The sequence below is a fragment of the Oleiphilus sp. HI0125 genome (assembly GCF_001635355.1).
In genome coordinates this window covers 1-12,177 of the sequence record NZ_LWGF01001211.1, presented here as the reverse complement: position 1 = coordinate 12,177, position 12,177 = coordinate 1, and the positions used below count along the sequence as shown (strand labels likewise).

Here is a 12,177-nt window from a genome sequence, read left to right as displayed (position 1 = left end):
TATTTTGAAGAATAAAAACATCCTATATATTACTCTTTCACTTAAGCTCTATCAGACCGCTAACAATATAGACTAAAAAATATGGAATTTGTGGCCTTAGCCGATTTTTTGCAATATGTTCTGGCTGGAGCCGGTGTCGGATTCCTCGTTGGCCTTACGGGCGTCGGTGGCGGATCACTCATGACACCCCTGCTCATTCTCTTCAATTACCCACCGCATATCGCGATTGGAACTGATTTATTCTATGCCGCCGGCACCAAAGCGGGTGGCATTATTGCGCATGCGAAACAACAAACCATTAATTGGCGTGTTGTCTTTACGCTTGGAGCCGGGAGCATACCCGCCTCCATCATCACGATCTTTGTTCTTAAATACGTCTTTGGCGACATCGAAAAATATCAACACATATTATTAACCTCGCTGGGCATTATGTTGATGTTCACCGCAGTCATTATTCTGATCAAAGACAGAATACTTAAATCAACCTCATTGAGCGCAGGACAATCTGCATGGGTTGAAAAGCATAAAACCATACTAACGGTTTCAATGGGCGTATTTTTAGGCGTGTGCGTCACCCTTTCTTCTGTGGGCGCCGGAGCATTTGGCGCGGCCATATTAATGATTTTGTATCCACGTATGAGCCCGGTAACCATTATTGGTACCGATATCGCTCATGCCGTCCCGCTCACACTTATAGCCGGCCTTGGCCACATGCAATTAGGCCACATCGATTTCGTACTTCTCGCGTCATTGCTTTGCGGATCAATCCCGGCGATATTCTGGGGGTCTAAATACAGCAAACGTGTACCAGGCAACATCTTGCAGCCAATTCTTGCAATGTTATTGCTGGGTATCGGAATGAAATACGCGTTCTTTTAAGTCTCTCTCATGAACGGTGATTAAGTTTACTTTTTGAGACAATGCCATAGGATATAGTTTCGCAGTATTTGTCACGTTTTCTGAGAGTTAAAACATAGCCAAAATGCTACTCACAACTAAATTCCTTGCTCCCGCATTTAATCCTAATAGTGTCTCACGTCCTAGATTGTTAGACCGTCTTATTTCTCGATCCGCAAGAAAATTAGTACTTGTATCTGCTCCTGCTGGATACGGCAAAACAACCCTGATTTTACAGTGGCTGCACCAGCAAGACCGCCGTGTTAGTTGGCTCTCAATAGATGAACACGACAATAATGCCCAGAGATTCTGGCAATATGTAATCGGCAGTATTGCGACCGCAATTGATAATTTCGGTGAAGAAGCCAATCAATTAATTTCTGAGCATCAACCAAGCGAAGCCGTTGTAACCTCTCTCGTTAACGAGTTAACAACTTGGTCTATGGCCGGTAACGAATTGTCTGTAGTTCTCGACGACTTTCATAATATTACCGACCCAGAAATCTTGCGCAGCTTTGCTTACTTAGTTGACTTCATTCCACCTAATGTAGAAATCATTCTTACATCTCGGTTTGAGCCTGCATTGTCGATATCTCGCTGGAGCGTCAAAAATTGGGTAGACGCGATATACGCCTCTGATCTCGTATTCAGCTATGACGAGTCAAAAGCTTTTTTCAAAGACTACATGTCACTTGCATTTACCGACAAACAAATCCAAGACATATTTCAACGGACAGAAGGCTGGATTGCAGCAATGCAGCTGACAGCCTTGTCTGCATCAGGTAAGCCAGATAACGAACAAGCCTATATTAGTACGAAGAAATTACTGGCTGACGAACGTCATTTTTCAGATTATGTGTTAAGTGAAATTCTCGGGTTGCAGCCTGAAGAGACCCAAAGCTTTTTACTAGACTCCTCTTGCTTACTGCGCTTAAACGCTGAGCTATGCGACTACATCCGCGGAACGAACAATAGTCGAGAAATACTGCAAGAACTCGAACAAAAAAATCTTTTCCTGATCCCGCTAGATAGCCAAGGTGAGTGGTTTCGCTACCACGAGATGTTTAGAGACTCACTACTCAAACGATTACGAAAGAACCAAAAAGCACATCTAATTGAGCTACAAACTCGCGCTATAGACTGGCTCATCGAGCATAACCAACCACATGAAGCCATCGAACAAGCTGTGCTTCTTCAAGAGTGGGAACTTCTAGCAAGACTACTTGAAAGCAACGGCAACAATTTAATTCATGAAGGGCATCATCTGCCGATGCTCGAATGGATAGCTGCCATTCCAGAGCAACTCAAATCTCGCTCACCCAGAATTCTTCTATTGAGAATTTGGGCCCTATTTTTCAGTAATAAAATCGAGGTCATCCAACCTCTGCTTGATGAATTAGAAGCATTAATCGATCAACAGCGTCTAGCAAACATAGAGACCAGTACTGACGAGCTTGTTGATCTACATAGCGAAATCTCATTAATTCGCTCTTATATCGCCCGTTCGCAATCAGATCTACGTGGCGCTAGTCAGCTGACTAAGCAGGTATTAGAGGAATTAGACAGCACTAATATGCCACTCAAATCAGTGACATACTATGGAATTGGCTTAGACAGCTTCACGGTGGGTGATTTAGAGTCTGCTGAGACAGCTTTAAAAGCAGCTATAGAGCACGGCAAACGAGAAAAGAAATACACAACCGTGCTTTCTAGTAGCGGTTTACTTGGTTGGATCTACTACTACCAAGGCAAACTTGATGCGGCGCTTGAAACGGGAATGCAGAATCAACACTGGATAGATAGCTTCCACGATCCATCACAACCAAGAATTTTATCGTGCTGGCAAAACAGTATTCTGGCGATGATCTACCTCGAACGAGGTGAGATTACTATTTCGTCGGCCTACATTAACCCCTTGCTGAAGCACATCAATATCGGAACAGAGCCCGGCCTACATATATTAATTCAATACACGCAAGCTAATGTATTGTTTTCGAAAGGCGAGTTTATCGAAGCGATAGAACGCCTAGATGATGCCATCAACGTCTATGAACACAAAAAAGACGCGATGATGTATACGCCCCCGAGTTTAAGAGCGATGAAAGCGCGTTGCCTTGTCGCCATAAATAATCTTGAAGGTGCCAACGTCGTGCTGGAATCTATCGACGCAGAGGCGATCAACGAGCTGCCCCTAAATTTTGAAGATATCAATCTAAGCAAAGCGCGCTTATATCTGAAACAAAAGCACAGTGCCCTTGCGCTAGAAATATGCGAGCGTATCGCAATCCAAGCGAGAGACCTAAATCATACTTATCATTTAATCCAAGCACTGCTTATCAAAGCATTATGCCTGTTCAAATCAAAACACAATGATGAAGCAGCAGAAGCTATTACCGAAGCGCTCACGCTTGCAGGACGGGAAGGAATGACCCGTGTCTTTGTACACGAGGATGAAGACACTCCGAATGTCCTTGCGCTATGTAAACCCGCCAACATTCCCGATGCCTATCTGAAAAAGCTCAGTGAAGAACTGGGCGTAAAAGCCGCGCAAACAAGTGGTCAGACACAGCTTCCGGGTGCAGCGGCGTTAGAAGGAAATCTTAAACTGCTCGAACCCTTAAGTCAGCGCGAGCTAGAAGTGATCAGATTGATAGACCAAGGCTTAGCAAATAAAGAAATTGCACAAAAATTATCACTCGCACCAGCGACAGTAAAAGCCCACATTCGAAACATCTACGGAAAGATTGGTGCAAAAAGCCGCACAGAGGCACTTTCAAAAGCCCGTCAGCTAGAAGTTATTTAGGGAAAAGTCTTTAAAATCATCTAAAAGTGAGAAAAAAATCACACTTTTACGGCTTTTCACAAAGGGACTACTCCCTTAGGACGATTAAATTACGCCCCCTACGCCCCTAATATTAAACCCATCGAAACACATTGTGTTGAGGCGAGAATTCAGGCCTTTCTCCTCAACCAGCATTTCCGATCAGGGCATATTGCCCTACATTGCAGCGGTAGTTAGTAAGTTCGGCACTAACTACCGCTTTTTTTTGCCTTTTTTATGCTCAGTTAGACGCTAAGAACAAGCTAGCCAAAATGCGTTACTGTTTGTTGACTAATGGCAATTAACTCACCTTTATCGTTCGCCACTTTTGCTCGTGCATAGGCATAACCGTCTTGCGAATCCACAATATCGGCCTTGTAACCAATATACTCATCTCCACGGGGTGCTTGGTATGGCTGAATGAATTCGACCGTCCAACTAAGAGAACTCGCCATGCATAGCTTTTTCATCATAGGCAGGGTTGTTGGGGGCCACGCATCAATCAAACCTAATAAATGCGCTTCACTCACGGATTCTGGCTCTTCAGAAAAACGAACATAGCCTTCGAGAGAGGTTTCATCTGAGCCCGCGAATGGAAATTTAGTCAAATACCTAAAATCAAAGTGCTTTGTAAATTCGGGAATCATGTCTTTGATATACGGAAGCTTCTGTGTCTGATCAACACCCCCTGTCAACACTAAAGGCTCTGCGGCGACATGAATTGCAGACTCTCTTGAGGCACCAAAGCTCCCTTGAATAAGGACCTTCACCTGACCATCCTGCACGCCTTTTCCAACGACATGCGACACGCTCTTACCTTCACGCAGAACTTCGGCAGAAACCTCTAGCGGACTGCTATCAACTGGTCCAACAAATGAAATTTGCAAACACCTCACCGGCACAGGTTGTGACAATTGCTTGCGCATTGATTCAAAGACCAATGCCGCAACGATTCCGCCGAACCCAGCTCTTCCTTGCATCCAATCTGGAATCAACTCTACAACGCTAGGTTCTTTATTTATCTGCGCCAAATACTTATCAAAATTCACCGACATACCTCTTATGGTTTCTTGACAGAGAAACGCATCTTAAACACTTATACCTAGCGCGCAAATATACGCACTGAAAAAGCCCGTTTCATAAATGGACTAAGTCAGAAAGTGGCACATATTTAGTGAACGACAATAACGCCGGAATGCAGAATTTATGTACGACCACCACTTAGTAACTAAAATCGTGGATATAGGAGAAACACTCCATAGCGCCGGTTGCCCGCCCTACAAGCTTGAAAAGTATGTTGAGCACTACGCGAGGAATAGGGGCATTGCAGTTACCATAATGGCATATGCGAACTTCATTAATTTTCAATTTCATGATGAAACGAATAGCGTCATCATGAAACGTCTAAAAACTCCAACTCTCGAGTTCACGCTCCTTGCACAAACAATAAACCGGATTGTGCGCGATGATGAATCCATTCCAATTGACAGCAAACCGCCCGGCAGATTTATGGAGTTTTTGTCGTGCGTACTTGTACCACCTGCCTACCTGTTACTCGTTGGTAGCTCTTTAGAAGCACTAGCATTCAGCCCTCTTTTTGGCATAGTTGTATGGCTGTGCATGCAAGAGCTAACAGGCAGGCGCGCCGTCGCCATTGAGTTTTTCTCAACATTTTTCGTCGCAATCATCGCCGAGTATCTTAACTCTATTGGCTTTCATATCTCGGTCTGGACGATGGGTATCGCGGCTGTTCTGCTGTTTGTACCAAGCCTCTCGATATCCAACGCTTTAGAATGCTTCGCTTTCAACGATCTTGTATCGGGGATGAGCTTTTTAGGGCAAGCCATCTTGTCCGTCATTAAACTCTTCTTCGGCATATTTATCGGCATTCGTTTTTGCGATGCTCTGCTTAATACGAGTGCGGTGCCCTACACCAACGAATTACCTTTTTATAGCTCCGCCATCGGCGCAGTATTACTGGCAACAAGCATAGGTATTCTCTTTAACATTCGACCTAAAGATATTTGGCGAGGTGTTCCAGCAATGGCCCTAGGCACGTGGGGTCCCACTCTATTCAGCTTCGATCATGGCTGGGTCGCAGCAACATGGATCACTGCCACATTGATCACCTTGTATTCGACATAGGTGGCGAAGAACTTAAAACTCATTGGAAATATATACATGGTCCAGGGCATCATTTTGATGGTACCTGGCAGCCGTATATTAGTGAGCGCTGGGCAAAACTTTTATGAGGCGACAGTACTGCCGATACCAAGTGTTGGTGAGTCGGCAGCCCTCATATTTTCAGCAATTGTGGTGGGCCAAATTACTGCTCATGCAATTTATGCGCAAAAGATTGAACGGTAGACAATTGCTTAAACTAAGAACCCAGCTGACGACGATAAGGTGGCAAAGCATCAAGCAACAAGCTGCCGTAACGCTTGGTGATTAATCGTTGATCGAGAATCGTAATTTGCCCTGAATCTTGCTCTGTTCTGATCAAACGGCCACATGCCTGAATCAGTCGCAAACTTGCTTCAGGAACAGAGATCTCCATAAAGGGATTACGCCCCTGACTTTCAATCCACTCAGCAATCGCTTGCTCTAAAGGATCATTCGGCACAGCAAACGGCACTTTGGCAATAACAACATGCGTCAGATACTTACCTGGCAAATCGATACCCTCGGCAAGTGACGCCAGACCAAACAAAATACTGCGCTTACCCTGATCTATTTTTTTCTTATGCAGCTGAATCAATTCCTGCTTACCCATATCGTCTTGGGTCAACATATCTTCACGCAAGTCACGATCGACTCTGTAAAACACGTCATTCATCTGCTTGCGCGAACTGAACAACACAAGCACTGCTTTATGATCTTCGATCCAATCTTCAAGATCATCGATCAACTCTTGCGTATGCGCCTGTGCTTGATTCGGCAATGAACGCATCGGCGGTACTCTTAATAGACCCGCTTGCTGAAAATCAAATGGACTTGGTACGCGATGATACACCGAGCCTTCAGGAAGCCCTGCCTTGTGTCGTAAATGATCAAACTTTCCGAGTGCAGTGAGTGTTGCAGAAGTCAACACGGCGCCGTAAGCACGCTTCCAAAGCGCAATATTTAACAAGCCGCCTGCACTCAGTGGGCTGCCAAACAAATAGATGTCTGAACCATTTTCATAGTCACGCAAGGTCGCCCATCGCGCATCTGGCTGATCATCGGGCTTAGAATCTTTTGAATAGAACTGCCACAAAGCATAGTGCCCATCGGCACGGTTAAAGTGCGAACCGATCACTGGGTACCATTGCTCTGCCTCTTCTTTATTCAAACCACAGTCAGATTTCTCGTCCACACTACGATTTAGTTCAGCACGAATCTCATCGAGATAACGACATAGCGATGCAAAATCTAGTTTGATGTTGTAGGCCTGTTCTTTCACCTCATTGGGTAATATTCCATCTGTAAACCGATATCGACTTTCTGATGCGCCCTCTTCCTGATCCCAATCTAAACCTTCCGCCAAGTTCATATAAAAGGCATCAATCTTTTGCTGCAGAGTAATGCTCAAGGGAGAAATCTGTTCGATATTAGAAGCAACAAAATGACCGGCTTGAATGGCTGGCAGCATCTCTGCCAAAGATTTACTCAAACTCTTCAACCAAGACTGCGATGCTTTTAAACCACTTGTAACCATAAAGTGCCCAAGCGCTTTATCGGGTAGATGGTGCGCCTCATCAAACACATAAATACTTTGCTCAGGCGCTGGCAATATAACACCGCCGCCTAAGGCTAAATCTGATAGCAATAAATCATGATTAGCGATGAGAACATCAGCTTCGTCCCAACGATTTCGCGCTTCGTAGTAAGGGCAACTACTAAAATAGCTGCAACGTCTGTTAGAGCATTGCTGATTATCTGCGGTCAGCATCGACCAAGCACGCGAGTCGATCTGCTCTTCAAGCGTGTCTCGATCACCGTCCCATGCACCTGAGGCATAACGGCTAAAAAATCCCTGTAACTGCTCTTCTGATAATTCCTCGTCATTGCCCTGATCAATCAAGAAAAGCGGGATAGTGGCATCGTTTGGATCGGCCGAGAACGACTCAATGCGTTGCTCTAGTTTGCTCAAGCACACATAGCGACCTCTACCCTTTGCTAAAGCATACGAAAAATCGATCCCAGAGTGTTTGGCGAGTTCAGGCAAATCTTTACTCAAAATTTGATCTTGAAGCGCTGTCGTTGCCGTAGATACAACGAGTTTTTTACCGAGTTCAATCGCGATAGGCAGAGTTGCCATGCAATAGCCAAGTGTTTTACCAGTACCGGTGCCAGCTTCAACGACGCAAGTGGTCGGCGCGCTATTTCTTAAGCCTTCGGCATTACTTTTAATTGAGCCCAAATACTTAGCGATTTCAGCGATCATCAATCGCTGGCCATAGCGCGGACGAAAACCATCTCGGCCGGTGAACTTGCTATAACTGGATTGAATTAAGGCTTTTTGTTCTTGGCTTAACATACAACGGGGTCTTCAACGGTGCCTGTAGAGAAAAAAGAAAACTTGAATAACTCGGACACAAGTATAGAAATGCTGAGGCAGCAGCCCCTATAATCATGGCGCAGCGCAGTTTATCAGAGTTTGAATGCTCGCTGTATCAAGCGACAGACAAAACGAATAATAAATTACGTCGTACAAAAACAAGCATAAAAACGAAAGCAGTATGGAGCAACGCATGCATTTTGAACTAAGTCCCGATCAAACCGCATTCCAAGACACCGCACGTAAATTCGCTGAAAATCATCTTGCTCCCAATGCAAAACAGTGGGACGAAGAAGCCATTTTTCCGAAGGATGCTTTTATCGAAGCCGGCAAGCTTGGCTTCATGGCAATGTATGTGCCTGAGGAATATTTTGGTATTGGTCTGAGCCGCTTAGATGCCTGTTTAATTATGGAGCAGCTTGCGACTGGCTGTACCACAACGGCTGCTTTTATCAGCATTCATAATATGGCCTTTAAAATGCTCAGCACCTACGGCCAAGAGAGCTTAATAAATGACTGGGCTGAACCCTTAGCGAGCGGTGAGAAACTCGCAAGTTATTGTCTTACTGAGCCTGGTGCAGGTTCTGATGCAGCATCACTCACTACAAGCGCAGTCAAAGATGGCGATGACTACATCATATCGGGCAGCAAGGTATTTATCTCTGGCGCGGGGTCTACCGACTTACTGATCACCATGGTTCGTACCGGCGAGCAAGGTGCATCAGGCGTGAGTTGTATTGCGATTCCTGCCGATAGCGAAGGCATTAGCTACGGAAAAAAAGAAGACAAACTAGGCTGGAATGCGCAGCCAACGCGTCAAATAAATTTTGATCAAGTACGTGTTCCACAATCTCATCGCCTAGCAGAAGAAGGCCAAGGTTTTAAGTTGGCGATGGAAGGCTTGGACGGCGGGAGAATTAATATTGCCGCATGCTCAACCGGCACAGCAATCTCAGCACTAAGCGCCGCCACCAACTATGCAAAAGAGAGAGAACAGTTCGGTCAATCGCTCGCACAATTCCAAAGTACTCAAAACAAGCTAGCTGACATGCTGACGGATCTGACCGCAGCCAAGCAAATGATTCGCCTTGCAGCCTACAAACTAGATCAAAAAGACTCTGAACGAACCACATACTGTGCGATGGCTAAACGCTTCGCAACGGATGTCTGCTTTACACTATGTGATGAAGCCCTGCAAATTCATGGCGGTTACGGCTACATCAAAGAGTACCCCTTAGAACGTCACTTTAGAGATTGCCGCGTGCATAGAATTCTCGAAGGCACGAATGAAATCATGCGCGTCATTATTGCCCGCAAACTACTCAACGATCCAAACCTAGCCCTAGTTCAGATGTAAGCTCGAGCATGAACCTAGGCATAAGTGTTTTACAATAAATCAAGTTAGGAGTGAACATGAGCATCAACAGCCCCACACCTCTTATTGCAACAGAGCAACAAGGCTCTGTTTTAGTCATCACAATCAACAACCCACCTGCAAATACCTGGACTATTGAAAGCTTAAACGGTCTGAAATCAGTCGTAGAACAAGCTGAAGAGTCTGGCGAAATCGTCGCCATTGTTGTGTATGGTCAAGGTGAAAAATTCTTCTCTGCAGGTGCAGATTTGAAGCAATTTTCCGGTGGCGACAAAGCTTATTCAAAAGAAGTGGCCGAAGCATTCGGTGAAGCCTTTGAGGCTCTCGCTTCGTTTAGCGGAGTGACTATCGCGGCGATTAATGGCTATGCGATGGGTGGCGGGCTCGAGTGCGCCCTAGCTTGCGACATTCGTATCGCAGAAGAACACGCACAGCTTGCACTCCCAGAGGCGAAAGTAGGACTACTCCCTTGTGCAGGCGGCACACAACGTTTGTCGTGGTTAGTTGGCGAAGCGTGGGCAAGTCGCATTATTCTTTTGGGTGAACGCATCGATGCAGAGCGCGCGTTAACAATTGGCCTAGCCCAAGAAACCACTGCCAAAGGTGCGGCAACAGCGCGCGCAATAGAACTAGCGAAACAAACCGCAGAGCAAAGCCCCGATGCCATTCGCGCCTGTAAACGTTTAATGACTGCTCCTCGCGAAAAGGCGATTGCTCAAGGGCTAATTGATGAACGCAGCGAATTCATTGATCTAATTGGCGAAGCGAATCAGCTCGAAGGTACCAATGCCTTCCTAGAAAAACGTAGCCCATCGTGGTCGTAACTAAATATCATTTGAATACATAATAATAAGGGTTTTGGAATGTCATCTCCGCTAGTCATTGTTGAAGAAATTGAAGCCAAAAAAGGACGTATTGGCCGTCTTATTCTGAATCAAGAAAAAGCACTCAACAGCTTAAATCTTGAAATGATTCGCCTCTTGCGTGAGCAGCTTGATACATGGCGTGAAGACAAAACAATTGCCTGTATCATTCTGTCAGGCAGCGGAGAAAAAGCATTCTGTGCCGGCGGAGATGTCCAAGCTCTGTATGAATCTTCCCTTAACCCTAAAGATGGCGTGTGCGAATACGCTGAAACCTTCTTCTTAGAAGAGTACCAACTCAATTATTTAATCCACACCTATGAAAAACCAATCATCTGTTTAGGCAAAGGCATTGTCATGGGCGGTGGACTTGGGTTGATGGCTGGAGCCAGTCATCGTGTGGTCACGGAAACTTCTCGCATCGCAATGCCCGAAATTACCATTGGTTTGTTTCCTGACGTAGGTGGTACTTATTTCTTGAGTCGAATGCCACGTGGTTTGGGAATATTCTTTGCGCTAACAGGAGCAAGTATTAATGCAACGGACGCGCTGACACTTGGCATCGCAGATCATTTCGTTGCAAACGAAAAACTCGAAAGCTTACAAAGCGCTTTGGCTGCTGCATCATGGAAAACCAAAGATAACCATGCGCTTGTTAGCCAAATCATCTACGAACTTGGCTGCGAAAACTCAGTTGATTCGAACTTATCGCACCATGAGAGTTTACTCGAGGGCATATGCCAAACAGGAGGGCTTGGCGATATTGTTCATGACCTAAATAGCATCAAAGACGCAAGCCCTTGGTTGAGCAAAGCGATTGCCACGATGAATGCAGGCTCACCACAATCTATGTTAGTGATCTTCGAGCAACTCAGACGTTTCCGATACGCAAGTTTGAAAGAAGTATTCAGCTCTGAGTTAATACTTGCCACCAACCTTGTGCGCCACCCAGAGTTTGCTGAAGGCGTTAGAGCGCTTTTGATCGATAAAGACAAAAAGCCAGTACGGCAACACGCACACTTTAGTGCTGTAAGTGCCTCGGAAATGGAAGCCCTGTATACTCCCCCTTGGTCTTCCAACCCTATCACCGACTTACTTTAAGCATCTTAAAAGGACCTAAGGCTCAAACTATGGCAAACACTCTTTTCATTCTTTTGAGCCTTCTATTACTGAGCCAACACGCGCACAGTGAATCCGAAGCTCCTAAGCCAACAATCATTTCAGGGCATGCGCTTTCTCTCTATGGTTCTGCAAAATACGATGAAGGCTTTACACATTTTGACTGGGTAAACCCTAACGCACCAAAAGGCGGAACTTTACGTTTAATGGGCTTCGGCACTTTTGACTCACTCAACCCCTACACACTTAAAGGTACAAGCCCGTTCAATACGCCAGGTTTGTTTATGTATGGGTTTTCTGAGCTGAATGAACCGCTCATGGCAGGAACAGGCAGCTACGCCTCTTCTGCCGATGAAGTTCAAACCGCTTACGGATTAATCGCGCAAACCATTCGCTACCCCGACAACTATGCTTGGGTCGAATATGACATTCGAAACGAAGCGCGTTTTCATGATGGGCACCCTATCGATGCTGAAGACGTGGTTTATTCTTTCTACACACTCATTGAGAAAGGCCACCCACGCTACCAACAAAGCTTATTAGATGTAGATAGCGTGGCAGC

Annotated in this window: 9 protein-coding genes; 7 read left to right on the top strand and 2 right to left on the bottom strand. The window is 45.5% G+C overall.

Features of this window, described 5'->3' with window-relative positions; translation table 11 throughout:
• Positions 1–81 precede the first annotated feature (81 nt).
• Positions 82–879 (top strand): sulfite exporter TauE/SafE family protein, encoded by a 798-nt coding sequence (locus A3762_RS21145; protein WP_068757504.1) that lies wholly within the window; start codon positions 82–84, stop codon positions 877–879.
• Positions 880–982: 103 nt separating this feature from the next.
• A complete protein-coding gene (locus A3762_RS21140) occupies positions 983–3,700 on the top strand; it encodes a LuxR C-terminal-related transcriptional regulator (RefSeq protein ID WP_068757503.1) in 2,718 nt (905 codons plus the stop codon).
• A 281-nt stretch (positions 3,701–3,981) separates the two neighbouring features.
• Here A3762_RS21140 and A3762_RS21135 read toward each other — a convergent pair whose 3' ends face one another.
• Complete coding sequence (locus A3762_RS21135; RefSeq protein WP_068757501.1) at positions 3,982–4,773, bottom strand: thioesterase family protein; 792 nt, start codon at positions 4,771–4,773, stop codon at positions 3,982–3,984.
• 151 nt (positions 4,774–4,924) lie between these two features.
• Here A3762_RS21135 and A3762_RS21130 point away from each other — a divergent pair, with 151 nt between their 5' ends.
• Positions 4,925–5,863 (top strand): threonine/serine exporter family protein, encoded by a 939-nt coding sequence (locus A3762_RS21130; RefSeq protein ID WP_197469468.1) that lies wholly within the window; start codon positions 4,925–4,927, stop codon positions 5,861–5,863.
• A gap of 235 nt (positions 5,864–6,098) precedes the next feature.
• Here the strand turns inward: A3762_RS21130 and dinG are convergent, their stop codons facing one another.
• Entirely contained in the window at positions 6,099–8,237 is a 2,139-nt protein-coding gene (dinG, locus tag A3762_RS21125) for an ATP-dependent DNA helicase DinG (RefSeq protein ID WP_068757499.1), read from the bottom strand.
• Between the two features lie 214 nt (positions 8,238–8,451).
• On the opposite strand from dinG, the gene A3762_RS21120 reads away from it, so the two are divergent.
• The 4 genes from A3762_RS21120 to A3762_RS21105 form a co-directional block, all read left to right on the top strand.
• The gene (locus tag A3762_RS21120; protein ID WP_068757505.1) at positions 8,452–9,615 is read left to right on the top strand and encodes an acyl-CoA dehydrogenase family protein; all 1,164 of its coding nucleotides are present in this window, start codon (positions 8,452–8,454) and stop codon (positions 9,613–9,615) included.
• 56 nt (positions 9,616–9,671) lie between these two features.
• Positions 9,672–10,457 (top strand): enoyl-CoA hydratase, encoded by a 786-nt coding sequence (locus tag A3762_RS21115; RefSeq protein WP_068757497.1) that lies wholly within the window; start codon positions 9,672–9,674, stop codon positions 10,455–10,457.
• A 39-nt stretch (positions 10,458–10,496) separates the two neighbouring features.
• Positions 10,497–11,597 (top strand): enoyl-CoA hydratase/isomerase family protein, encoded by a 1,101-nt coding sequence (locus tag A3762_RS21110; RefSeq protein ID WP_068757495.1) that lies wholly within the window; start codon positions 10,497–10,499, stop codon positions 11,595–11,597.
• A gap of 29 nt (positions 11,598–11,626) precedes the next feature.
• On the top strand, positions 11,627–12,177 hold a 551-nt coding region (locus tag A3762_RS21105), incomplete at its 3' end, for an ABC transporter substrate-binding protein (RefSeq protein ID WP_231878885.1).

Coding starts and splice junctions, on each gene's coding strand:
- A3762_RS21130 (WP_197469468.1), top strand. CDS start 4,925: ATGTACGACCACCACTTAGTAACTAAAATCGTGGATATAGGAGAAACA.
- A3762_RS21140 (WP_068757503.1), top strand. CDS start 983: ATGCTACTCACAACTAAATTCCTTGCTCCCGCATTTAATCCTAATAGT.
- A3762_RS21110 (WP_068757495.1), top strand. CDS start 10,497: ATGTCATCTCCGCTAGTCATTGTTGAAGAAATTGAAGCCAAAAAAGGA.
- A3762_RS21135 (WP_068757501.1), bottom strand. CDS start 4,773: ATGTCGGTGAATTTTGATAAGTATTTGGCGCAGATAAATAAAGAACCT.
- A3762_RS21145 (WP_068757504.1), top strand. CDS start 82: ATGGAATTTGTGGCCTTAGCCGATTTTTTGCAATATGTTCTGGCTGGA.
- dinG (WP_068757499.1), bottom strand. CDS start 8,237: ATGTTAAGCCAAGAACAAAAAGCCTTAATTCAATCCAGTTATAGCAAG.
- A3762_RS21120 (WP_068757505.1), top strand. CDS start 8,452: ATGCATTTTGAACTAAGTCCCGATCAAACCGCATTCCAAGACACCGCA.
- A3762_RS21115 (WP_068757497.1), top strand. CDS start 9,672: ATGAGCATCAACAGCCCCACACCTCTTATTGCAACAGAGCAACAAGGC.